This window comes from Glutamicibacter sp. NPDC127525 (assembly GCF_042672105.1).
Classification (GTDB): Bacteria; Actinomycetota; Actinomycetes; order Actinomycetales; family Micrococcaceae; genus Glutamicibacter.
This window is the reverse complement of record NZ_JBHXVN010000004.1, coordinates 144910-166132: the sequence shown is the minus strand read 5'-3', so window position 1 is coordinate 166132 and position 21223 is coordinate 144910. Positions and strand designations below refer to the sequence as shown.

24 protein-coding genes are annotated in these 21223 nt (G+C 66.1%); 11 read left to right on the top strand and 13 right to left on the bottom strand.

Features of this window, described 5'->3' with window-relative positions; translation table 11 throughout:
* Positions 1-7: 7 nt before the first annotated feature.
* Complete coding sequence (locus ACFVHU_RS11135) at positions 8-2344, bottom strand: arylsulfatase (RefSeq protein WP_388024437.1); 2337 nt, start codon at positions 2342-2344, stop codon at positions 8-10.
* Between the two features lie 97 nt (positions 2345-2441).
* Positions 2442-3770, bottom strand: a complete 1329-nt coding sequence (locus ACFVHU_RS11130) for an MFS transporter (protein ID WP_388024435.1) — start codon at positions 3768-3770, stop codon at positions 2442-2444.
* A gap of 104 nt (positions 3771-3874) precedes the next feature.
* On the opposite strand from ACFVHU_RS11130, the gene ACFVHU_RS11125 reads away from it, so the two are divergent.
* Positions 3875-4780, top strand: a complete 906-nt coding sequence (locus ACFVHU_RS11125) for a LysR family transcriptional regulator (protein WP_388024433.1) — start codon at positions 3875-3877, stop codon at positions 4778-4780.
* A 25-nt stretch (positions 4781-4805) separates the two neighbouring features.
* Here the strand turns inward: ACFVHU_RS11125 and ACFVHU_RS11120 are convergent, their stop codons facing one another.
* Together ACFVHU_RS11120 and ACFVHU_RS11115 are read right to left on the bottom strand one after the other, a co-directional pair.
* Entirely contained in the window at positions 4806-6230 is a 1425-nt protein-coding gene (locus ACFVHU_RS11120; RefSeq protein ID WP_388024431.1) for an MFS transporter, read from the bottom strand.
* Between the two features lie 32 nt (positions 6231-6262).
* Positions 6263-7336, bottom strand: coding sequence for an MBL fold metallo-hydrolase (locus ACFVHU_RS11115; RefSeq protein WP_388024430.1), 1074 nt, complete (start codon positions 7334-7336; stop codon positions 6263-6265).
* A 127-nt stretch (positions 7337-7463) separates the two neighbouring features.
* On the opposite strand from ACFVHU_RS11115, the gene ACFVHU_RS11110 reads away from it, so the two are divergent.
* Positions 7464-8354: a LysR family transcriptional regulator gene (locus ACFVHU_RS11110; RefSeq protein ID WP_388024428.1), complete on the top strand. Its 891-nt coding sequence runs from the start codon at positions 7464-7466 to the stop codon at positions 8352-8354.
* Positions 8355-8370: 16 nt separating this feature from the next.
* Here ACFVHU_RS11110 and ACFVHU_RS11105 read toward each other — a convergent pair whose 3' ends face one another.
* Positions 8371-9114, bottom strand: a complete 744-nt coding sequence (locus ACFVHU_RS11105) for an IclR family transcriptional regulator (RefSeq protein ID WP_388024426.1) — start codon at positions 9112-9114, stop codon at positions 8371-8373.
* Positions 9115-9319: 205 nt separating this feature from the next.
* On the opposite strand from ACFVHU_RS11105, the gene ACFVHU_RS11100 reads away from it, so the two are divergent.
* The 6 genes from ACFVHU_RS11100 to ACFVHU_RS11075 all read left to right on the top strand — a co-directional run bounded on the left by ACFVHU_RS11100 (position 9320) and on the right by ACFVHU_RS11075 (position 13921).
* The gene (locus ACFVHU_RS11100; RefSeq protein WP_388024425.1) at positions 9320-9496 is read left to right on the top strand and encodes a hypothetical protein; all 177 of its coding nucleotides are present in this window, start codon (positions 9320-9322) and stop codon (positions 9494-9496) included.
* 182 nt (positions 9497-9678) lie between these two features.
* The gene (locus tag ACFVHU_RS11095; RefSeq protein ID WP_388024423.1) at positions 9679-10434 is read left to right on the top strand and encodes a DUF6318 family protein; all 756 of its coding nucleotides are present in this window, start codon (positions 9679-9681) and stop codon (positions 10432-10434) included.
* 65 nt (positions 10435-10499) lie between these two features.
* Positions 10500-11711: a thiolase family protein gene (locus tag ACFVHU_RS11090; RefSeq protein ID WP_388024653.1), complete on the top strand. Its 1212-nt coding sequence runs from the start codon at positions 10500-10502 to the stop codon at positions 11709-11711.
* A 19-nt stretch (positions 11712-11730) separates the two neighbouring features.
* Positions 11731-12402: a 3-oxoacid CoA-transferase subunit A gene (locus tag ACFVHU_RS11085; RefSeq protein ID WP_105658563.1), complete on the top strand. Its 672-nt coding sequence runs from the start codon at positions 11731-11733 to the stop codon at positions 12400-12402.
* Positions 12402-13058, top strand: a complete 657-nt coding sequence (locus ACFVHU_RS11080) for a 3-oxoacid CoA-transferase subunit B (protein WP_105658562.1) — start codon at positions 12402-12404, stop codon at positions 13056-13058. The genes ACFVHU_RS11085 and ACFVHU_RS11080 overlap by 1 nt, the downstream gene beginning before the upstream one ends.
* 80 nt (positions 13059-13138) lie before the next feature.
* A complete protein-coding gene (locus tag ACFVHU_RS11075) occupies positions 13139-13921 on the top strand; it encodes an IclR family transcriptional regulator C-terminal domain-containing protein (protein ID WP_388024421.1) in 783 nt (260 codons plus the stop codon).
* A gap of 88 nt (positions 13922-14009) precedes the next feature.
* On the opposite strand, the gene ACFVHU_RS11070 is transcribed toward ACFVHU_RS11075, so the two are convergent.
* Positions 14010-14402, bottom strand: a complete 393-nt coding sequence (locus tag ACFVHU_RS11070) for a VOC family protein (RefSeq protein ID WP_388024419.1) — start codon at positions 14400-14402, stop codon at positions 14010-14012.
* 94 nt (positions 14403-14496) lie between these two features.
* Positions 14497-15378 carry an esterase/lipase family protein gene (locus ACFVHU_RS11065; RefSeq protein ID WP_388024417.1) on the bottom strand — a complete coding sequence of 294 codons (882 nt, stop codon included), beginning with the start codon at positions 15376-15378 and terminating at the stop codon, positions 14497-14499.
* Between the two features lie 469 nt (positions 15379-15847).
* Between ACFVHU_RS11065 and ACFVHU_RS11060 the strand changes: the two genes are divergently transcribed.
* On the top strand, positions 15848-16498 hold the full coding sequence (locus ACFVHU_RS11060; RefSeq protein WP_388024415.1) for an alpha/beta hydrolase: 651 nt from the start codon (positions 15848-15850) through the stop codon (positions 16496-16498).
* Between the two features lie 49 nt (positions 16499-16547).
* Positions 16548-16841 (top strand): DUF6966 domain-containing protein, encoded by a 294-nt coding sequence (locus ACFVHU_RS11055; RefSeq protein WP_388024414.1) that lies wholly within the window; start codon positions 16548-16550, stop codon positions 16839-16841.
* Positions 16842-16882: 41 nt separating this feature from the next.
* On the opposite strand, the gene ACFVHU_RS11050 is transcribed toward ACFVHU_RS11055, so the two are convergent.
* A complete protein-coding gene (locus tag ACFVHU_RS11050; protein WP_388024412.1) occupies positions 16883-17989 on the bottom strand; it encodes a hypothetical protein in 1107 nt (368 codons plus the stop codon).
* A 72-nt stretch (positions 17990-18061) separates the two neighbouring features.
* Between ACFVHU_RS11050 and ACFVHU_RS11045 the strand changes: the two genes are divergently transcribed.
* Positions 18062-18493, top strand: coding sequence for a MarR family winged helix-turn-helix transcriptional regulator (locus ACFVHU_RS11045; RefSeq protein WP_133834408.1), 432 nt, complete (start codon positions 18062-18064; stop codon positions 18491-18493).
* Between the two features lie 24 nt (positions 18494-18517).
* On the opposite strand, the gene ACFVHU_RS11040 is transcribed toward ACFVHU_RS11045, so the two are convergent.
* Genes ACFVHU_RS11040 through ACFVHU_RS11020 form a run of 5 tightly spaced genes read right to left on the bottom strand, consistent with a single transcriptional unit; the run spans position 18518 to position 21203 of the window.
* The gene (locus tag ACFVHU_RS11040) at positions 18518-18727 is read right to left on the bottom strand and encodes a DUF1653 domain-containing protein (protein WP_013347838.1); all 210 of its coding nucleotides are present in this window, start codon (positions 18725-18727) and stop codon (positions 18518-18520) included.
* Positions 18728-18765: 38 nt separating this feature from the next.
* A complete protein-coding gene (locus ACFVHU_RS11035) occupies positions 18766-19257 on the bottom strand; it encodes a molybdenum cofactor biosynthesis protein B (protein WP_388024409.1) in 492 nt (163 codons plus the stop codon).
* Complete coding sequence (gene moaC, locus ACFVHU_RS11030) at positions 19247-19723, bottom strand: cyclic pyranopterin monophosphate synthase MoaC (RefSeq protein WP_332487502.1); 477 nt, start codon at positions 19721-19723, stop codon at positions 19247-19249. Before moaC ends, ACFVHU_RS11035 begins: the two co-directional genes overlap by 11 nt.
* Positions 19716-20948, bottom strand: coding sequence for a molybdopterin molybdotransferase MoeA (locus tag ACFVHU_RS11025; protein ID WP_388024407.1), 1233 nt, complete (start codon positions 20946-20948; stop codon positions 19716-19718). The genes moaC and ACFVHU_RS11025 overlap by 8 nt, the downstream gene beginning before the upstream one ends.
* A gap of 3 nt (positions 20949-20951) precedes the next feature.
* Positions 20952-21203, bottom strand: a complete 252-nt coding sequence (locus ACFVHU_RS11020) for a MoaD/ThiS family protein (RefSeq protein WP_388024405.1) — start codon at positions 21201-21203, stop codon at positions 20952-20954.
* Positions 21204-21223 lie beyond the last annotated feature (20 nt).

Genomic DNA, 21223 nt, shown 5'->3' with positions numbered 1-21223 from the left:
GCGGCGGCTACTCGAAAGCGCGGGCCATGGCCCGGTCCAGGGCCAGGATCTGCTCCGGGTTGTAGTCGGCTTTCGGCCCCGGCGTATAGCGCACCTGGTGCAAGCTCCCGTTGTAGCGGAAGCAGCCGTGGCGCTCGGAAAGCTCCCAGTCCACCGGCCCGCCGCGGTCCAGCCCGACGCTGATCCCGGCGAAGGGCGCCATGCCGGCCAGCTGCAGCAGGCCATCGAGCCGGGCCGCTTCCACCCCGTCCACGAGCAGCCGGATATCCCAGCGCAGCCCGGGCCGGGCGCTGAACTCGGCCGTGATCTGCCGGTCGCCGGTGGCCAGGGGCGCGCTGGTGCGGCGCGTCGTGCCGTACTGGTTGTAGCCCAGATGCACCCGCCCGTCCTGGACGGACAGCACGTAGCCGCCGCCCTGGTCGCCGTGCGCCACGATGACGCCGGCGTCGTGCATCCGGTGCTCCAGCTGCGCATCTATGCTGAAGGAACGCAGCCGGGTCAGCTTGGCGCTGCGGAAGCGTTCCAGGCTCGGGGCGCCGGGACGCAGCGTGACCGGTTGCTCCAGGGCCAGTTCGGTGGCCGGGCGGTTGCGGTTCAACGAGCCGTCGTCATTGAGCGGGAAGACCTGGTTGCGCCAGCCGGCAGCCTGCCAGCGCTCGGCCAGCTCAAGGACCTTCAGCGGGTGGGCGGCAGCCAGGTCCATGGTCTCGGCGGGATCGGCGGCGACATCGTAGAGTTCCCAGGCGCACCGCTCCCAGCCGGGGCCGTTGGGCTCGGGGGCCACGGCCTTCCATTTGCCATCGATGAAGGCGCGGCGGCCGTTGAGCTCGGTGTACTGCTCGGTGTGCGCCGAGGGCTGCGAAGGATCGCGCAGCCAGGCATCGAATGGCACCGCGTCGCTTTCTTGCGCCGGCATTCCGTGGCGCTGACCCAGCGGCGCGATCCCGGCCAGATTCAGCAGGGTTGCGCCGATATCGGTTGCGTAGGCGTACTGGTGGCGGATCCCGTCATCGGCTGCGGACCGCGGAAGCCCGGCCGGCCAGGACAACAGCATCGGCACGCGGGTGCCTCCGCCGTAGGTGTGGGTCTTGTAGAGCCGGAACGGCGTGTTGGAGGCGTAGGCCCAGCCGCGCGGGTAGTGCGCATAGGCCCGTGGCCCGCCGATCAGTTCCGGGTCGCGGGCCACATCGGGATCCCAGCCTTCGGGCAGGCCGAAGCGCGGGGTGCCGAAGCGGCTGAAGTAGCTGCGCGTGCCGGTGTCCCCGCCCTCGGCGGTGGCCCCGTTGTCGGAGGTGAACACGATGATGGTGTTCTCGTATTCGCCGGTGGCCTTCAGGTGGCCGATGAGCCGGTCGAGGTTCTGGTCCACGTTGTCCACGGCCGCCGCGTACACCTCCATGTAGCGGGCGAACAGCTGCTGCTGCTCCGGGGCCAGCTCATCCCAGGGCGCCACCGCGGCTCCCGGCTCGGTGTTGCGCGGGGCGCAGGCGGTGCATTCGGGGAACAGGCCTTCGGCGATCTGCCGGGCGAAGCGCGCGGAGCGCACGTGGTCCCATCCGGCGTCGTAGCGGCCTCGGTATTTTTCCAGGTCCGCGGGCTTGGCCTGCAGCGGGCCGTGCACGGCCTGGTGGGCGAAGTAGAGGAAGAAGGGCTTGGACGGGTCGTTGGCGCGCAGCTCGGTGAGCATCCCCAGCGCCTGGCCGGTCAAGTCGTCGGTGAGGTAGTAGCCCTCGGGGTATTCATCGACCACTACCTGGCTGTTGTCCCGCACCAGCCGGTGCGGGTTCAGCAGCGAGGTGAACCCGTCCATGCAGCCGTAGTAGCGGTCGAAGCCGCGGGCCAGCGGCCAGCTGCTCTTCTCTGCGCCATCGTGCATTTTCGATTCCACGGTCAGGTGCCACTTGCCGACCATGAAGGTCGCGTAGCCGCCGGCCCTGAAGCTCTCGGCTAGCGTTGGGGCGTCTTCGGGCAATTCCATGGCGGAATTGGGGAAGCCGGGGTCCATGTGCGGGACGTAGGCGAAGCCGGCGCGGTGCGGGTTCATCCCGGTGAGCAGGGCGGCCCTGGCCGGGGCGCACATCGGCGGGGTCTGGTAGTTGCCCAGCCGGTAGCCCTCCGCGGCAATCTCGGCTAGCGCCGGGGTGTCGATTTCCCCGCCGAAGGGGGAGATGTCGCTGTAGCCCATGTCGTCCATGAGCATCACGACCACATTCGGTGCGCCCTGCGGCGCGCGCACCGGGGGATTCCAGGCCGGGATGGACTCGCTAGCCTTCTGCGAGACCTCCCCGGTGAAGTTCGCGTAGCCGCGCACGGGGTACGGGCCGGAATTGATCTGTGCGGGCATGGGGCTGTTCTCTTTCTTCGGGATCTTGCTGGCGCATGAAGGGCACCCGCCGTCCACCGTATTGCAAAGGCGGTGGTCGGCGGGCGCCAACTGGCTGCTAGGAGAGGCTGGTTTTGGAGCTTTCGCGGGTCAGCAGCACCGCGCCCAGGCCGATGGCCATCACGAGCATCCAGAATACTGCGACCAGCCAGAATCCGCCGCCGCCGGCGATGACCAGCCCGGAAGCGATCATCGGGGTGAATCCGGCACCGACCACCGAGGCGCCCTGGTAGGCCAGCGAGGCGCCGGTGTAGCGCACGTGGGTGGGGAACTGCTCGGCGACAAAGGCGCCGATCGGCCCGTAGAGCAGGCCCTGGACCAGTCCGTTGCCGATCACGATGGCCACGGCGAAGCCCCACAGGGTGCCGTTGTTCAGCAGCGCCATCAGCGGGTAGGCCAGCACGATGCCGACGATTCCGGCGAGAACCAGCATCCGCTTGCGGCCCACGCGGTCGCTCATCCGGGCCGCCCAGAAGGTGACGATCAAGGTGAGCACCGCGCCGGCGGCCTTCCAGTTCAGCACCCCGGAGCGGTCCACGCCCTCGCCCACGGCCACCGAGACGCCCCAGACGGTGAGCAGCCCCTGGCAGCAGTAGAAGCTGACGGTGGCCAGCAGGGCCAGCACCACGGCGCGCGGGTGGTTGCGCAGCACCTCCAGCAGCGGCAGCTTGCGCTTCTCGCTGGCTTCGGCGAGCTTGCTGAACATCGGGGTCTCGGCGACCTTGAGCCGGATGACCAGGCCCACGGCAATCAGCGCCGCGCTGAGCAGGAACGGGATGCGCCAGCCCCAGATCAGGAACTGGTCCCCGGCGATGGCCGAGAAGGCGGAGACGACCAGGGTGGCCAGGATGGCGCCGGCCGGACCGCCGGCGTTGGCGAAGGAGGTGGCGAAGCCGCGCTTGGAGGCCGGGGCATGCTCCAGGGCCATGAGCGCGGCCCCGCCCCATTCGCCGCCGACCGCGATGCCCTGCACCACGCGCAGCAGCACCAGGGCGGTGGGGGCCAGGATGCCGATCTGCGCGGTGGTGGGCAGCAGCCCGATCAGCGTGGTGGCCACGCCCATCATCATCATGGACAGCACCAGCATCTTCTTGCGCCCGATCCGGTCGCCGAAGTGGCCGAAGACGATGCCGCCCAGCGGGCGGGCCACGTAGCCGGCGGCCAGGGTGGCGAAGGAGGCGAAGAGCCCGAAGGAGGGGCTGAGATCCGCGAAGAACACCTGGCTGAAGACGATGGAAGCTGCCGTCGCGTAGAGGATGAAGTCGTAGTACTCGATGGCGCTGCCGATGAAGCTGGAAGCGAGGATGCGGCGCATGTCCTTGGTGTTCAGCGAATCGGAGTGCAGGGAATGCGGCGTCCTTGCCGTCCCGGCGGTCTTGTTGCTCATGGGTGTCACCTTGGTGGTCGATGTGGCTTGGCTTGTAACAAGTGTGCTCCGCGACACACAATATGGATAATCAATTGAATCAATACAAACCATCAGAGGAACTTATGGCTGAGCTGACCCTGCGGCAATTCCAGTACTTCGTGGCGGTCGTTGACCACGGCTCGGTCACTGCCGCGGCCGCCGCCTGCCATATTTCCCAGGCCGCGGCCTCCATGGCCATCGCGCAGCTCGAGAAATCCCTGGGCGCCGACCTGCTGATCCGCAGCCGGTCGCGCAAGCTGCTGCCCACCGCGGCCGGCACCGAATTCGCCCGCCATGCCCGGTCGGTCCTGGAGCGCGTGGCCGAGGCCGAGCTGGCCGTGTCCGAAAGCGTCGAGCAGATGCGCGGCGCCCTGCGCGTCGGGTGCAGCCCGACGCTGGCGCCCCGGCTGGTGCCGCCGCTGGCCCAGTACTTCACCCAGCGGCACCCGTTGGTGGACCTGCGCATTTCCGAGGGAGCCCCGGGCCCGATCCAGGACGCCGTGCGCCAGGGGAAGCTGGATCTGGCCTTCGGCTATGCGTGGCAGACGGACGAGGACCTGCGCAGCGAGCATGTGGTCGATGTACACCTGCAGATCATGCTGCCCGCCGGGCACCGCTTCGCCGGGCGCGACTCGCTGCGGCTGGCAGAGATCGTTGAGGAGCCGGCGGTGATCCTCGATGTCCCGCCCACCGCCGAGCGGCTGACCGCGCTGGTCCAGTCGCACGGGCTGGAGCTGGACATCAGGTGGCGCAGCACCAGCATGGAGAATATCCGCTCGCTCGTGGGCCGCGGCTTGGGCTATTCCTTCGCCAACAGCGTGCCGGCCACCGGGACGACCTACGACGGGCTGGAGGTCGTCTATGTGCCGGTAGCCGATGCGATGGAGCAGAATTCGGTGGTGGCGGTATTGCCCGCCGGGCACACCATGCCGCGGCGGGTTGCCGCCGCGCTGGAACTGCTGCGCGAGGATACCGCGCAGCACGGCTGACACCTGCGCCGAAGCCGCGCGGGATTCAGTGGCGCAATGCGGCAGCCTCCTGGCCCTGCGCCCTGCGGGACTTGTCCACCAGCGGGCCCGAGCCCATCTCCGCATCCAGGTTCTGGATCTCGGAGCCGGAGCGGTCCTGCGAGCGTAGCAGCGCCGCCAGGGACATGGCGGAGAATGCCATCCACAGCACCGCCACCAGCCAGAGCTTCCCGCCGCCGGCGATCACCAGGGCGGTGGCGATCATCGGGGTGAACCCGGCGCCAAGGGTGGAAGCCAGCTGGTAGCCCACCGACGTTCCGGAATAGCGCACCGCGGTCGGGAACAGCTCGCCGGCGAAGGCGCCATAGGGCCCGGAGGTGAATCCCTGGACCAGGCTCAGTCCCAGCACGATGGCCAGCATGAAGGCCATGGTGCTGCCCATCTCCAGCAAGGCCATCACCGGGAAGGCGAGGATGATCGCGGCGATATTTCCCCAGATCAGGATGCGGCGGCGGCCCAGCCGGTCGCTGAGCTTGGAGGCGGTGATAATGGCCAGCACGGTGAAGACCCCGCCGATGGCCTTGATGTTCAGCACTTCGGTCTGGGCCAGGATGGCCTGCTGCACGGCGAAGGAAATCGCCCACGCGCCCATCAGCCCCTGGGCCATCTGGCCCGAGAGCCCGGCCACCACCGCGGTCATCAGCGGCTTGCGGTGGTTCCGGAACAGCTCGGCGATGGGGATGCGCTTCTTGGTTTTCTTCGCGGCGGCCGAGACCTCGGTGAAGATCCGGGACTCGGAAACGCGCATGCGGATGAAGATCGCCAGCATCATGAGCACCGCGGAGAAGACGAACGGCACCCGCCAGCCCCAGGAAAGGAATTCGGCCTTGGGCAGCAGCGACATCCCGGAGAGGATCAGCGTGCCCAGGATGGTGCCTGCCGGGGCGCCCATGTAGGCGAAGGCCGAGGCGAAGCCGCGCGAGCTCTTCTTCGAGTTCTCGAAGGCCAGCAGCATCGCCCCGCCCCATTCGCCGCCCACGGCCAGGCCCTGGAAGATGCGCAGGCTGACCAGCAGCACCGGTGCCCAGAGGCCGATCTGCGCGGTGGTGGGCAGCAGGCCGATGAGCGTCGAGGCGATGCCCATGGCCAGCACCGTGGTGATCAGGATGGCCTTGCGCCCGATCTTGTCGCCCAGGTTCCCGAAGATGAATGCGCCCAGCGGGCGGGCGATATAGCCCACTGCCAGGGTGCCGAAGGAGACGAACAGGGCCGCATTCGGATCCAGGCCGGCGAAGAACACCTGGTTGAAGACGATGCCCGCGGCCGTGGCGTAGAGGATGAAGTCGTAGTACTCCACCGCCGTACCCAGGAAGCTGGAGAACAGGATCCTGCGCATCTCCTTGGGGTTGGCGTGGTAGGTCGTGCCTTGCGGTGCCGGCGTTGCCGGTCCTGCGTGCGGGTTCTGGCTCATGGCCCTGTCCTTTCGGTGCTTTGCTGTGGATGCTAGTTGCTGCGGGTGCTGGCCGTGGCCGGCGCCGGGGTGGCGCGGGCGGCCGGCCCGAAGGGGATCACGTCGAGGTCATCGGGGATCGTGAGCCGCCCGCTGAAGGCCGTACGTGCTTCCTGCCAGGCTTCGGGAGGGCTGTAGCTGGGAACCAGATGGTGCAGGGCCAGGTGGGCGACCCCCGCTTCGGTGGCGATCCTGCCGGCCTGCGCGGCGGTGGTGTGGGCCCGGCGGTGGTGGTCCATGGTGGCCTGCAGCATCTGCGCGTCGGAGTACTGCGCGGCCAGGACCTCCAGGTTGATGGCCTCGTGCAGCAGCAGGTCGGTGCCCCGGGCCAGGGTGGCCAGGTTGGCGCAGGGAGCGGTATCCCCGGAGATCGTCACCGAACCGGCGGCGGTGTCGAAGCGGAAGGCGTAGGCCGGGGCCGTGGGGTGGTGGGAGACCAGGATGGCCGACACGGTGACGTTGCCGTCGCGGAAGACCTCGATGGGATCCATCGGCGGAGCCACATCGGTATCCGGGTCGAAGCCGAGCGACTCGGGCAGGCGGATTTCGCGCGGGTCGAATTGCACGGCCGGGGAGAGCGCCAGCGAATCGAAGATCCGGTCGTTGCAGTCGGTGGCGTAGGCGGAGAGGATCCCGGAGACCAGGCCTTCGATTCCGGGCGTCGGACGCGAGGGGGCAATGGGCTCGGGCACCGAGGTGGCCCGCGGGGACAGCGGCGGCAGCTTGCCGCGGTCGCCGGGACCCACGATCGGGATCGGCCCGCGCTCGGTGTTCTTCAGCTCGAAGGCGCCGAAGAGCAGCAGCGAAGGCAAATCCACGGTGTGGTCCGAGTGCATGTGGGTGATGAAGATCCCGCCCAGCTGCGGCAGCTGCAGCCCGGCCGCATTGGCCTGGCGCCCTGCGCCCTGGCCGCAATCGACCAGGTACCAGGTCTCGCCGACCACCACCGCGGTGGCGATGCCGAAGCGCGGGGTGCCGCGGTGGTCCTTCCACCAGCGCGGGCCGCCGGCGGTGCCCAGCGTGACGACGTAGGGAATCAGGTCGGCCGGTTCTTCGGATTGGCCCATGGCGGATCTCTCGCTTTCAACGGATGGTGCCGGGGAAGGGCTGCTTCCCCTGGTGCTCATTCCATCTTGGTGGCCCCCGTCACATTTGCCTAGCTAGAATTACTGCATACAGGCATAAGGAGAACTAATGAGTGAACTGACATTGCGGCAACTCGAATACTTCGCAGCGGTCGCCGAAACGCAATCCGTCACCCAGGCGGCGCGGCTGTGCCACGTCAGCCAGGGGGCGGTCAGCCTGGCCCTGGGGCAGCTGGAGCAGGCGCTGGGGGTCACGCTCGCCATGCGCCAGCGCGGGCGCGGCATCGCGCTCACCGTCGAAGGCCAGGAGGTGGCCACCCGGGCGCGGATCATCACCGACCAGGTGGAGCACCTGCGCCAAGCCGTTTCCCAGGTGCATACCGGACTGACCGGGCGGCTGAGCCTGGGGGTCTTCACCACGCTGGCGGTCCATGTCATCCCGCACCTCATCGAGTGGTTCAGCACCAGGCATCCGCAATTGCAGCTCAGCTTCATCGAAGGCAGCGGCCCCGAGATCCAGGAGGCGCTGTTTTCCGGCCGCACCCAGCTGTCCATCGGCTACGAGACCCAGTTCGGGCCCGACTGCGCGCTGGTGGTGCTCAAGGAATTCCACCGCCAGGTCGTGGTCAGCCCCGAGCATCCGCTGGCCGGGTTCGAGCAGATCAGCTTCTCCCAGCTGGCCCGGTACCCGGCCGCTTTCCTGGACCTGGAGCCCGCCCTGCAGCATACGCTGGACGAGTTCAAGCGCCATGGGGCCACCGCGCAGGTCAGCTGGCTGCTGGCGAATGTGCCTTCCATCCACGCGGTAGTGGGCCGCGGATTGGCCTACTCGCTGCTGATGCAGCCCACGCAGAGCAGCCTGGAGGACCGGCCGCTGGTCTTCCGGCCGCTCTCCGAGCGCACCGAGCCCAATTCGCTGGTGGCGGCCATGCCGAAATCGGTCAGCCGCAGCGCCATGGTCACCGAGACGCTCGCGGCCCTGCAGGGCCAGTGGGCCTAGCCGGGGCCAGCCGGAATCAGGAAGCCGGGGCCAAGGACCGCGAAATGCCGCGGGCCGCGGTGCGCAGCGCCAGCGCGGCGGACTGCAAGTTTCCCGAACCCCTGGGCACCACGACCGAGATCACCGCCAGCTGGTAGCCCGATTCGTCCAAGATCGGGGCGGCGACCCCAGTAGTCTCCGGGTCGATGAATCCATCGAAGGAGGCAAAGCCGTTGCGGCGGATCTCTGCGATCTCGGCGCGGAAATCCGGATGGGTTGCGTCCACCGCCGCATGGTGGCGCCCCAGATAGCCGGCGATGTCCTCGGGCCGAGCAAATGCCAGCAAGGCCATGCCCATGGAGGTGCGGTGCACCGGCATCCGGCCGGCCACGCTGGCCTGGTTCACCACGGACCCGGGCCGGGAGAGGCGCTCGATGATCAGCACTTCATCCCGGTCCAGGACCGATAGCTGGGTATTCTGGCCGATGAGCTGGTTGATGTCCTCCATGAAGGGCAAGGCGGCTTGGCGCAGGCCCAGCGTGGAAGCGCTGCGGTTGGCCAGCTCCCACAGCCGCAGGCCCAGGCGCACCTGGCCATCGTCATCGCGGGAGAGCAGTTCGTGGGAGACCAGCGATTCGACCAGCCGGTAGGCCGTGGCCCGGGGGACATCGGCCCGGCGGGACAGGGCGTTGACGGTCAGCTGCGGGTTGTGCGCGTCGAAGGCATCCAGGATCCGCACCAGGCGGTCCAGCATCGAGTCCCCGCTGGTCGAATTGGCCATGGAACTACTCTAGACCAGCAGGCCAGCACGCCAGTGGCCCGCCAGAAGCCGATTCAGGGCAAGCCAACACGAGAAATGTTAGACCCGCAGCCCGGAGCACGCCTACGATGAGCACAGGCATCCCGATGACCACTAGCCTGCGGGCCCGGCCAGGCGCCCGCAGTGGTCCGGAGCCGTGAACGCGCCAGGACTGAGGGAGGACACCATGGCAGAGCACCGCGACTCGCCGCCGGATCCAGACGGGAAGCTGAACCCCGTCGTGGAGCGCAGCAAGTTCGGCGTCAGCAAGAAGCCCAAGCACATCGGGGCAGAAGAATCCCGCGCACCGATGACCAGCTCGGAACTGAGCAAGGGCCCCGGGGAGCTGGCCGAGCAGCCGTAACCATCCTCCCTTGAGGAAGCAACGAGTAGCCCGAATGACCAGGGAACACGAGCTGCAAACAGCCGAAAGCAATCCAGAAGTTAACCTCCGGGCCATCTTATTTTCCAAATGATTGATGTAATAACGGTTGCGGATGGGGGCGTACCTACTGGAAGCGGGCGGTTATGGTTCGAATTCGCGAAGTGAAGCTTGTTGCACTGTCGGCTGCGCTCATGCTCGCCGCCAGCGGTTGCGTCAGCGTATCCGAGGAAGGATCCGGCAATCCGCCAGGCGCCACGGCGGCAGCTGGCCCGGGTTCCACGCAGCAGGCCGCCGAAGTTCCGCAGCGGCCCCAAGTTCTCGAAGAGCATTCCGGGGAAGGCCTCGAGGCCGCCATCGGCTACTGGGTGGCGTTGCTGAATCATGCGGTGGAAACCGGCGACACGGCGGCACTCAAGGAGTTCTCCGCCTCGGACTGCGCGCTGTGCCAGGAGCAGATCGCGCAGATTGACCAGGCCTACGCCGGGGGCGGGAGCATCGCAGCTGGCGAATTCAGCATCACGGAAATCTCCAGCAGCCTCGATCAATTCCAGGACGAGGATGGCGAAAGCAAGGTTGCCTTCGCCAACTTCGGGCTGGAGCGCGCCGCCGGGGAAGTTCTCGACTCCGGCGGGAAGTCGAGCAGCGGGATCGAGCCGGTGTCCTGCCAGGACCTTGATGCCAGATGGGATGAGATCGCCTACGGCGAGGACGGAAGCTTTATCGGATCCATTTGCAGCCTGGCGGTGCAGGAGCCGGTGTTCGACGCAGCCAGCGGGTGGCAGCCGTTGAATGTCGCGTTCAACGCCCAGTTAGGGGATTGCGGGTCCGAGGTGCCCCACCGCCCAGGCGGTGGGGCACCTTTTTCGTGGCCGGTGCCTCGGTGCGGGAAATCTATTGAAGCCGACGGCGGTAAATGATAAAGTTCAACATACGAACATAAGTTCACAATGTGAACATCCCGTAGCGATGGAGCAGTGAGATGATGCAGCAGGCCTACCTATACGACGCAATCCGCACACCCTTCGGCAAGATCGGCGGCGCACTGTCCAGCCACCGCCCCGACGACTTGGCCGCCCATGTCGTGCGCGAGCTGGTAGCCCGCGCACCGCAGCTGGATGCCGCGGACATCGACGAGTCGATCTTCGGCAACGCCAACGGCGCCGGCGAGGAAAACCGCAACGTGGCCCGCATGGCCACCCTGCTCGCCGGGCTGCCCACCTCGCTGCCGGGCACCACGATGAACCGCCTGTGCGGCTCCTCGCTGGATGCCTCGATCGCGGCCTCCCGGCAGATCGCCACCGGCGACGCGGACCTGGTCCTGGTTGGCGGCGTCGAATCGATGAGCCGTGCTCCATGGGTGCTTCCCAAGACCGAGCGTCCTTTCCCGATGAGCAATCTGGAACTGGCCAACACCACCCTGGGCTGGCGCCTGGTCAACCCGGCCATGCCGGGGGAATGGACGGTATCGCTGGGCGAGGCCACCGAGCAGCTGCGCGAGAAGCACAACATCTCCCGTGAGGACCAGGACGAGTTCTCCGCGGCCTCGCACCAGCATGCCGCGGCCGCCTGGGAGGCTGGCAAGTACGAGAACCTGGTGGTCCCGGTTCCGCCGGCGAACAAGCGCGGCACCGAAGTCACCCGCGACGAGACCATCCGCGCTGATTCCACCGCAGAAACCCTCGCCAAGCTGCGCACCGTCTTCCGCACCGGGGAGAATGCCACGGTCACCGCCGGCAACGCCTCGCCGATGAACGACGGCGCGTCGGCGGCCTTCATCGGATCCGAGCGCGGCGGCGAATTGCTGGGCGCCGAACCGATCGCCCGCATCGTCTCCAACGGCGCCGCCGCCCTGGACCCGCAGTTCTTCGGCTTCGCCCCGGTCCAGGCCGCCAACAAGGCGCTGGCCAAGGCCGGGCTGAAATGGTCGGACATCTCCTCCGTCGAGCTGAACGAGGCTTTCGCCGCCCAGTCCCTGGCCTGCATCCGCGCCTGGGATATCGACCCGGGGATCGTCAACGCCTGGGGCGGGGCCATCTCCATCGGCCACCCGCTGGGCGCCTCGGGCCTGCGCATCCTGGGCACCGTCGCCCGCCGGCTGCAGGAATCCGGCGAACGCTTCGGCATCGCCGCCATCTGCATCGGCGTGGGCCAGGGACTGGCCGTCGTCGTCGAGAACGTGAACGCAACCAAGTAGCTTGTAGAAAGGCAGCATCATGGCACCACGTATTGCCACCTCGGCCGCGGATGCCGTCGCCGAGATCACCGACGGCGCCACCGTCCTGATCGGCGGCTTCGGCAACGCCGGCCAGCCGATGGAACTGATCGACGCGCTCCTGGACTGCGGCGCGAAGGACCTGACGGTCGTGAACAACAACGCCGGGCAGGCCGACGCCGGCCTGGCCCTGCTGATCAAGGAACGCCGGGTCAAGAAGATCATCTGCTCCTTCCCGCGCCAGTCCGACTCCTGGCACTTCGATGAGGCCTACCGGGCCGGGGAAATCGAGCTGGAGCTGGTTCCGCAGGGCAACCTGGCCGAGCGCATCCGCGCCGCCGGCGCAGGCATCGGCGGGTTCTTCACCCCCACCGGCTACGGCACGCTGCTGGCCGAGGGCAAGGAAACCCGCGTGATCGATGGCAAGGGCTATGTGCTGGAAACCCCGATCCACGCCGATTTCGCGCTGATCAAGGCACTGAAGGCCGACACGCTGGGCAACCTGGTGTACCGCAAGACCGCGCGGAACTTCGGCCCGATCATGGCCACCGCGGCCAAGTCGGCCATCGTGCAGGTGGACGAGGTCGTCCAGGCCGGTTCCATCGATCCGGAAAACGTCATCACCCCGGGCATCTTCGTGGATACCGTGGTGGAACTGGGAGGGGAAAAGTAATGAGCGCAATGACCACCACCGAAGCAAAGCTCACCCGCGATGAAATGGCGCAGCTCGTTGCCGCGGACATCCCGGCCGGAGCATTCGTGAACCTGGGAATCGGCCAGCCGACCAACGTCTCGAACTACCTCACCAAGGAACAGGGCGTCACCCTGCACACCGAGAACGGCATGCTGGGCATGGGCCCGGTGGCCACCGGCGAGGACATCGACCCGGATCTGATCAATGCAGGCAAGATCCCGGTCACGCAGCTGCCCGGCGCCTCCTTCTTCCATCACGCGGATTCCTTCGCGATGATGCGAGGCGGCCACCTGGATGTATGCGTGCTCGGTGCCTTCCAGATCTCCAAGGATGGCGATTTGGCCAACTGGCACACGGGTGCCGAAGGTGCCATCCCTGCTGTGGGCGGCGCCATGGACCTGGCTATCGGCGCCAAGGCGACCTGGGTGATGATGAGCTTGTTCACCAAGGCCGGGGAATCCAAGCTGGTTGAAACGCTGAGCTATCCGGTCACCGGGCTGGGCTGCGTCTCGCGGATCTACACCGAAGTGGCCGTCTTCGAGCTGCGCGATGCCAAGGTCTTCGTGCGCTCCACCCATGGCATCAGCTTCGAGGAGCTGGCCGCCAAGGTCCCGGTGGAACTGACCCAGGCCTAGAAGACCCAGTAGATTAGTGGGGTGCGCATCCGAGTCTTGGAAGTGCGCCCCGCAATCATTTCCAGCGCGCAAGGAGCACGGTGAGCGAGCAGGCAGCAACAACCACATCGGTCCAGTCCCTGGCCCGCGGCTTGGCGGTCATCAGCAGCTTCGATGCCGATCACGCGTCGATGACCCTTTCCGAGGTCGCCGGACGGACTTCCCTGTCCCGGGCTACCGCCCGGCGGTTCCTGCTGACCCTGGTGGAGCTGGGCTATGTGCGCACCGACGGCAAGCATTTCGAGCTGACCAGCAAGGTCCTGCAGCTGGGGTACTCGTACCTGTCCAGCGCCACCTTGCCGCAGCTGATCGAACCGGTGCTCGAGGAACTCTCGGCCGCCGTGCATGAATCGGCCTCCGCTTCCATCCTGGACGGATCGCAGATCGTCTACATCGCCCGGGTGCATACCCGTTCGATCATGCGCGTGGGCATTTCGGTGGGCACCCGCTTCCCGGCGGCCAACACTTCCATGGGCAGGGTGTTGCTGGCCTACCAGCCTGAAGAAATCAGCGAGGTGGTGATCGCCGCCGGCGTGCATTCGATGACCGGGCTGGGGATCGATGACCCGGATCAGCTACGCGTTGAACTTCAGCGGATCCGTACCCAGGGCTATGCGGTGGTGGACCAGGAATTGGAGATCGGCCTGCGCTCGGTGGCGGTGCCGGTATTCAGTGCCGATGGCACCGTGGTCGCCGCGATGAACGTGTCGATGAGCGTGCGCCCCGATACTACGCAGAGCGCCGAACAGGCAGCCGAGGTGGTTTTGCCGCAGCTGCTCGAAGCTGCCGCGCAGGTACGCGAAGCCCTCGCCGCCAGCCGCTAGTACCCGCCGGGGTCAGGCGGTGGCCGGATCCCATTCGATGCCAGCACACGTGGTGATCGCGGCGAGCCGCGCAGGCCAGCACCAGTTGCTAGGGCTCGCGCACGTCCCGGCGGATCGGGTGTCCTTCGGGTACCTGCACCAGCACGATTCTGGTGCCGTCGGGATCCTGGATCCATGCTTCCATCAGGCCCCAGTCCTCCTTGCGCGCCTCGCGCTGCACCGTCGCACCGCGGGCCGTCAACTGTTCCAGCTCTGCCTGCACGTCGCGCACCTGCAGCCACAGTACCAGCGTGGAAGGCTTCCCTGGCGGCCGGTGCCCGGAGACTTCCAGCAGGCCATTGCCCAGGAAGAACACCAAGCCCGGCTGCTGTGCCGGACCGAATTCCCGGGCAACGGCTAGTTGCAGCACATCTCGATAGAACTGCTGGGTTGCGGCCAGGTCAATTGGCCGCAGCAGCACCCTGCTGGAAAGTACGTCCATGCCCACCAATCTAGTAGCTGGCTGGCGCTCTGCCTAGGTGCGAGCCAGGCGCATCCCGGCATCGGCGCGGACGCCGGGATGCGCCGATTCCCGCTTACAGGTAGCAGGAAGGGCGGTAGCCCGGATCGGCCGGACCATCCGTGGACAGTGCGTTGAGCGCCCAGCGGTGGACTACAGGATCAACGGCCATGCTGGCGTGTCCCGAGGCATCCAGCGGGCACTTGTCCTGGAGCAGCACGTTGGTCACGTGCTCGCTGTCTCCCTGCAGGAACTGGGACTTGTGCGGCATGACGACCTCGTCGTACTTGGTGGAAATGACCGTGTAATCCGGGCCTGCGACGGTGTCGCCGATCGAATTCAGCTCGGTCATGAACTCGCTGCCCGCCACCTGGTCGGCGCAGGCGTCGCAGATCCAGCCAGCGTAGCTGCCGGCAATCCTGACTCCGGTAGCGCTCGGCACCAGAATGCCCTGGGTGCCGTGGCTCGATGGGGCGATGGCCACCAATTCGTTGACATGTTTTGCTCCGCCCATGTGCCCCATGTACCAGCGGGGCATCATTCCGCCCTGGCTGTGCCCGACGATGTCCACCTTCTTGGCGCCGGTGGCCTGGCGGACGCGGTCAATGAAGTCGCGCAGTTCGGCTGCCGAGTCCGGGACATGCGCCGCACCCGAGATGCCGTTTTCCAAGCCGTAGTTCAGTGCGAAAACGCAATAGCCGTTGCGCTTGAGCTTGGGGGACAGTGAGATCCAGTTGACGTTCATGGTGGCAAAGGTGCCGTGGACGAGGACTACGGGATAGGGGTGTTCGGTATCGGGTGCGCAATCCCAATTATTAGCCCCGGATGGGCTGATGTTCAGGGACGAAACTGTTTCGGCTTGTGCGGTGCTTGCCGCGCTCGGCGCGATGGCCGGGTCGGTGAGTGTCGCAGCGGCCAGGCACAGCGCGCCCAGAACGGAAAGTATGCGTCGTTGCATGGTGGTCCTTCGAGTAAAAGATGGGAGACACTTGCTACTGGCCGGTAGTAACACGAAATGATCACAGTAATTTTAGTTTCTGTCTAGGATTTTCTGGTGACAAGGTTTTGCGTGAAGTAGGATGCGTTCCCTCCAGATTGCGCGAATTTTCCCTGGAATGCCCGCAAGCCTTCGCACTAGCTTGAACCCTGCTTTATGTCGGAGTTATCCATGGTGACTAGCTGGTTTTTGGGGGGTCGCTTGTGGTGGCCGGCAGAAGGGCAAGCGGGACTTGGGTGCGCTTCGCTTCAGATTTTCCGAGCGGGTGGCGCTCGGGGTACTGTGACGGATCGCGGCAATGAAATTTACTTGTATCTTCAATCAATTACGGTATGCTTGGCTTATTAAACCTTGTTGGGAACGCCGCCGGAAGGCTGTGATTCCACCATCGGGAACCGCCCGCAAACAATTTATGAGGAGTTGGCCTGCTATGAGCAACCTGTTGAGCGATGTGCGTTCCGCCAATTGGAGCAGCACCCCGGAATCCGGTGCCGTGCTGGTCTTCCTGCATGGCTTCGGCTCCAATGAACACGACCTGGGCTCGCTCGCCGAACCGCTGGGATTGGATCTGCCTTGGGCTTCGCTGCGCGCTCCGCTGGAATTGGGCCACGGCGGGGCCGCCTGGTTCCAGATCACCACTCCGGGCGTCCCCGACGCGGCGCCGGTGCAAGCGGCCACCGCGGCGATCTGGGCCTGGATCGATGCAAATGTAGACACCGCCACCAAGATCATTCCAGTCGGTTTCTCCCAGGGCGGGCTGATGGCCAGCCAGCTGCTGCGCACCCGGCCCGAGCGGGTGCTGGCCACCACGATCCTGGGCGGATTCGTCTTAGGCGGCACCCAGTCAGCCGATGAAATCATCGCCGCGCAGCGTCCAGCAGTGTTCTGGGGCCGTGGCACCGAAGACCGGGTCATTGCCCCGGTCGCCATTGAACGCACCACCAAGTTCCTGCCCGAGCATTCGACCCTGACCGCCCGCACCTACCCGGGGTTGGCCCACGGGATCAACATGGATGAACTGAACGACGTCCGCAGCCATATCACCGCGCAACTTGACCTGATACCGCTGGGCAAGTCCTGAAGCGCGGCTGGCGGGCAGCAGTGCCCGACGGCCGGGATAACCTTGTGCCATGGACAATGTCGAGCAAGCACTGGGCAGAATCCGCGCGGCTATCGAGAAGCTGCATCTCGCAGCGGCCCAGGACCATGACGTGCAACGCGCCCATGCGGCGCGCTGGCTTGATGGCCTCTTCGAGAATATTGAAAGCCGAGAGCAGCTGCGAGAGGCTGCCCGGAAGGCCTTGGAACTCTACCGCGGCGGCATGGGGTCCTTCCAGGATGTGGGAACCGCGGTCATGGATGACGCGGTGAGCGGACTGCGCCGAGCCTTGGGCTCCGCGCGCTCCTGGCTCTTGCACAGCTAGGAGCGGCATCCGGCAGGGAGCAATCCCCGCGGCGCGTGCCGCTACGCGGCGACGGTTTCCTCGACGTCCCGGATCCTGGCATTTTCATCGGCCACGCGGGTTCTGCGCACGCTCCACGCGTGGGTCAGGATGACCAGCAGGATGCCGGGGATCAGCCAGAGGATTAGCCGCAGGAGATCCATGCCGATGGACTGCCCGGGGAAGTAGACGAGGGTCTGCACTGCGTGCAGCCACCCGGCGCCATTCCAGAAGGTATTGAGCGCACCATAGAATCCGGGCTGCATTTGCGGCTGGAAGATCCCGCCGGAACTGGTGAAATTCAGTGCGACGAAGCACAAGGTCAGCGTCGGGGTGGTCCAGTGGCGCAGCAGCGGATGCAGGCCCAGGCCCAGCAGGGTGATGCCGGCGGCGTAAACCCAGGAAATCAGCCAGATGCCCGCGTAATGATCCTCGATGATCCGGTAGACCGGGCCCGCGATCAGCACCGCGATTGTGGCAACCACCGCTGCGGCAACCGCCGCCATGGCGAAGCGCACGGGCAGCTTGACCTTGCCCATGAACCCGGCCAGCGGCACGGCGCTGGCGTAGCCGCCAATGCTCAAGGCGACCAGCAGGAAGAACAGCCCCTGCCCGGTGGTGTCCTGCTCGCCGGTGGGCACGACATCTTCGATACGCAATGGCTGGCCTTGTTCGTAGGCCACGTCCAAGAAGACTTTCTGGGCGTTATTCGCCGAGGTTTCCGACGCGGCGCTAGAGCTGTAGAGCGTTGCCGTGCCGCCGCTGGTTTCGTAGGCGGCCACGAGCTCGCGCTGCTCTACCAGTTTCCGGGCCTGGTCCGCATCGGCGACGGTGCGCACATTCAATGCACCGTCGGACCCATCCTGCAGGGTCTGGGCGAAAACCTTGGATTGCGCGGAATCGCCCACCACCGCCACCTGCACGTTGTGCGGACTGGGCGCGTGGAAGGCCCCCAGATAGAACAATCCCATGATGGCGCACAGGAAGAACGGGATCAGCATGGTCAACACGAGCTTTCCCCAGCCCAGTGCTGCCGGCTTGGCTGCGGGAGACTTCTTCTTGGCCGGATTATCGGCATGCTTGGAAGCGGGGGATTGGCGCGGGGCGTTGTCGGTGAGAGTCATCAGCATTAAAGAATACGCTTAAAGTTGCATGATGCAACATTGAGTGCCCGGCAAAGCCCTGCGTACTAGACTCGGAACATGGGCAAGGAACAGCGGGAAGCCGATATCCAATCGATCTTCCATCACATGCAAATGATTACCCGACGTGCCAATACGCGCTCACGCCAGCTGGCCGAGCCGCTGACACTCGTGGAGCATTCCCTGCTGCGCTTCATTGCCGATACTCCCGGAACCCGGGCCACCGACATTGCCGAGGCGTTCTCGCTGAACCGCTCGACAGTCTCCCGGCAGGTAGGCACGCTGCTGGACTTGGGATATATCGCCTATGACGATGCGGAATCCGGGCGCGGCCGCGTAGTGGAACTGACCGGCGTGGGCCGCGAGCGGCTTCAGGCTTCCGCCGCCGTGCACCGCGCTGCGGTAACCGATCGTCTAGAGGGCTGGAGCGAAGAGCAGATCTCGGCCTTTGCCGAAGCCTTGGAACGCTATAACGTTGCCGACTCGCAGTAGGTCCAGGGAAATCTGCAACTTGCCCTAGGCGATCCTGGCGAAACGCGGGCCGTTGTAGCCATCGCGTTCAACGTGTTCCGCAAACATCTCCAGCGGCCGAGCCCAGAAGCTGTAGTCGTCGTAGAGCTTGCGGTAGAAGACCAGCGGCTCTTCGGTTTCGCTGTGCTTCCCCACGGCCAGCACCTCGTAGCGCTGGCCCTTGAAGTGCTGGTAGATTCCGGGTTCGATGCTCAACCTGGTGGCCTTTCTGATCAATGATGGTGCTAGAGAACTTACCGCGGGCCGTGCCCGGTGCCGCCGCTGCGCTGGACCAGCAGGTGCTCCAGGATCGGATCCAGGACGGCCAGCCCGTCTTTCACTCCGCCGGTGGACCCGGGCAACGTGATGACGAAGCTGTTACCGGAGAATCCTGCAACCCCGCGGGTAATGATGGACAGTGCGGTGGTCGCTTCTCCGCGCCGGCGGATGGCCTCGATGATTCCGGGCAGCTGGACATCCAGCAGCGGGGCAACCATTTCGGGGGACTGGTCATCGGGTGAGACCCCGGTCCCGCCGGTCACGATCACGACCTGCGCGTCATTGGCCAGCAGGTCGTCCACGGCAAAACGCACCGGCTGTCCGTCGGCCACCACCGTCGGCTCGCCGGTCTCGAAGCCGCGCTCGGACAGCCACCGGGTGATCAGCGGGCCGGTCTTGTCTTCGGCGGCGCCTGCTGCGGCGGTGGTCGAAGCGACCACCACGGCCGCCGTGCGGCTAGTCTCCACGAACCCAGTCACCGCTCTTGCCGCCGGACTTCGCCAAAACCTTCACCGAGCGGACCTCGGCGTGCTTGTCCACGGCCTTGACCATGTCGTAGAGGGTCAGAGCCGCAACGCTGGCCGCGGTCAACGCTTCCATCTCCACCCCGGTGACGCCCTTGGTGGTCACCTGGGCGGTGACGCGCACCGCGGATTCCTCGGCGGTGAAATCAATGGACACCTTGGAAATCGGCAGCGGGTGGCACAGCGGAATCAGTTCCCAGGTGCGCTTGGCCGCCATGATGCCAGCGACCCTTGCGGTGCCCAACGCCTCGCCCTTGGGCAACTGCCCGGTCATCAGCATCGGGACAACATCCGGGCGGGTGGCGAAGATGGCTTCTGCGGTGGCCACGCGCTTGGTGACGGCCTTGTCGCTGACATCGACCATATGGGCGCTGCCGTCTTCGCGCAGGTGGGTGAGTTTCTCAGACATTCATGCTCCAAGTTTCGATGCTTTGGCCGGCAGCCAACTGGCTGACGCCTACCGGGATATGCACCAGCGCATCGGCGCGGGCCAGATCGTGGACCAGATGCGAGCCCGGATCCAGGATGGTGACCTGGCCATCGCGGATCAGCGCTCGGCGCACCTGGTGCTTGTGCTCGGGGGAACTGGCATCGGCTGCCAGCGGGTAGTGCCGGGGCAAGGGCTCTGGCAGGGCATTTAGCTGTCGCAGCAGCGGGGCCAGGAACAGTTCTGCCGATAGCAGGGCACTGACCGGGTTGCCCGGGAAGCACAGCACCGCTGCCTTGGCCAGTCGGGCGAAGCCTTGCGGACCGCCGGGCTGGATGGCCACATGATGGAACACCCCGCCTAGCGGCGACAGCGCTTGGCGGACCACCTCATAGGCTCCAGCGCTGATACCGCCCACGGTTACGATCAGGTCAACCTGTTCCTGCAAGGCATCGATGGCCAGGGCGAAGCGCTGCGGATCATCGGGCAGCTGCAAGGTGCGCACCTGCACTTGGTAGCGGCGCAGCCAGGCTGCGAGCATGGGGGAATTCGAGTCCGGGATCTGGCCCTGGGAACGCTGCCCATCGCTGAGCTCGTCCCCTGTAGTGCACACGGCCACCTTCAAGGCCCGGCGCACCGGTACTTCCCGCAGCCCGCTGGAAACCAGTGCGGCAATCATGGTCGGGGTCAGCCGGGTTCCGGCCTTGGCCACCAAGGCGCCGGTTTCGAGATCAACGCCGGCGGGGCGGATGAAGCGGCCCACGGCGCTGGGGGCCGAGAATTCTGCGTGGCCGCTGGGGGTGCCAAAGCCGGCACGAACCAATTCCGGGAAAGCGCCAGAGCCACTTTCCTCGATGGGGATGACAGTGTCAGCACCCAGAGGGATCATCGCACCGGTCATCACCGGACTGATTGTGCCTTCAGCCAGGGGTATTTGCCGGTCGCCGGCGGCAGCGGTGAAACCCAATGGCAAAGAGATGGGGGAGTTAGGCGAGGCTGTTGCCAAGTCCGCACTGCGCGCAGCGTAGCCATCCATCTGCGAGTTGGTGAACGCAGGGATGGGCAAAAACGCGTACTGGTCCTCGCTGAGGATTCGATCGCTGGCCTCAGGGCTATCGACGGGCAGCACTTCGCTGTCCAGACAGGCGAAGACCGGGGACAGCAGCTCTTCAAGTTCCGCGCGATGGCTTTCCAGAGTGCAGGACATGGACTATCCGCCTGCGAACGGCGGCAGGACATCCACGGTCAGGTCGTCGGCAGTGCCCAGCTCGCCGGCATCGCGGCGCACCACGCCGTTGATCAGGAAACTTCCGGCGCGCAAAACCTGGGCCATTTCAGGTCCGTAGGAATCGATCAGTTCGCTACGCAGCCTGGCGAGTGTTTCGGGGCGTTCCCAGCTCTCCTGCTCGCAGCCCGCTGCTGCCGCCGCGGCAGCGAAGTAGCGTATCGTAATCTTCGACATGACTTCATGCTATCGCGCCT

Excerpts from the sequence above, each read along its gene's own strand:
- ACFVHU_RS11135 (WP_388024437.1), bottom strand. The coding sequence starts at position 2,344 with ATGCCCGCACAGATCAATTCCGGCCCGTACCCCGTGCGCGGCTACGCG.
- ACFVHU_RS11130 (WP_388024435.1), bottom strand. The coding sequence starts at position 3,770 with ATGAGCAACAAGACCGCCGGGACGGCAAGGACGCCGCATTCCCTGCAC.
- ACFVHU_RS11125 (WP_388024433.1), top strand. The coding sequence starts at position 3,875 with ATGGCTGAGCTGACCCTGCGGCAATTCCAGTACTTCGTGGCGGTCGTT.
- ACFVHU_RS11120 (WP_388024431.1), bottom strand. The coding sequence starts at position 6,230 with ATGAGCCAGAACCCGCACGCAGGACCGGCAACGCCGGCACCGCAAGGC.
- ACFVHU_RS11115 (WP_388024430.1), bottom strand. The coding sequence starts at position 7,336 with ATGGGCCAATCCGAAGAACCGGCCGACCTGATTCCCTACGTCGTCACG.
- ACFVHU_RS11110 (WP_388024428.1), top strand. The coding sequence starts at position 7,464 with ATGAGTGAACTGACATTGCGGCAACTCGAATACTTCGCAGCGGTCGCC.
- ACFVHU_RS11105 (WP_388024426.1), bottom strand. The coding sequence starts at position 9,114 with ATGGCCAATTCGACCAGCGGGGACTCGATGCTGGACCGCCTGGTGCGG.
- ACFVHU_RS11100 (WP_388024425.1), top strand. The coding sequence starts at position 9,320 with ATGGCAGAGCACCGCGACTCGCCGCCGGATCCAGACGGGAAGCTGAAC.
- ACFVHU_RS11090 (WP_388024653.1), top strand. The coding sequence starts at position 10,500 with ATGCAGCAGGCCTACCTATACGACGCAATCCGCACACCCTTCGGCAAG.
- ACFVHU_RS11085 (WP_105658563.1), top strand. The coding sequence starts at position 11,731 with ATGGCACCACGTATTGCCACCTCGGCCGCGGATGCCGTCGCCGAGATC.
- ACFVHU_RS11080 (WP_105658562.1), top strand. The coding sequence starts at position 12,402 with ATGAGCGCAATGACCACCACCGAAGCAAAGCTCACCCGCGATGAAATG.
- ACFVHU_RS11070 (WP_388024419.1), bottom strand. The coding sequence starts at position 14,402 with ATGGACGTACTTTCCAGCAGGGTGCTGCTGCGGCCAATTGACCTGGCC.
- ACFVHU_RS11065 (WP_388024417.1), bottom strand. The coding sequence starts at position 15,378 with ATGCAACGACGCATACTTTCCGTTCTGGGCGCGCTGTGCCTGGCCGCT.
- ACFVHU_RS11060 (WP_388024415.1), top strand. The coding sequence starts at position 15,848 with ATGAGCAACCTGTTGAGCGATGTGCGTTCCGCCAATTGGAGCAGCACC.
- ACFVHU_RS11055 (WP_388024414.1), top strand. The coding sequence starts at position 16,548 with ATGGACAATGTCGAGCAAGCACTGGGCAGAATCCGCGCGGCTATCGAG.
- ACFVHU_RS11050 (WP_388024412.1), bottom strand. The coding sequence starts at position 17,989 with ATGCTGATGACTCTCACCGACAACGCCCCGCGCCAATCCCCCGCTTCC.
- ACFVHU_RS11045 (WP_133834408.1), top strand. The coding sequence starts at position 18,062 with ATGGGCAAGGAACAGCGGGAAGCCGATATCCAATCGATCTTCCATCAC.
- moaC (WP_332487502.1), bottom strand. The coding sequence starts at position 19,723 with ATGTCTGAGAAACTCACCCACCTGCGCGAAGACGGCAGCGCCCATATG.
- ACFVHU_RS11025 (WP_388024407.1), bottom strand. The coding sequence starts at position 20,948 with ATGTCCTGCACTCTGGAAAGCCATCGCGCGGAACTTGAAGAGCTGCTG.
- ACFVHU_RS11020 (WP_388024405.1), bottom strand. The coding sequence starts at position 21,203 with ATGTCGAAGATTACGATACGCTACTTCGCTGCCGCGGCGGCAGCAGCG.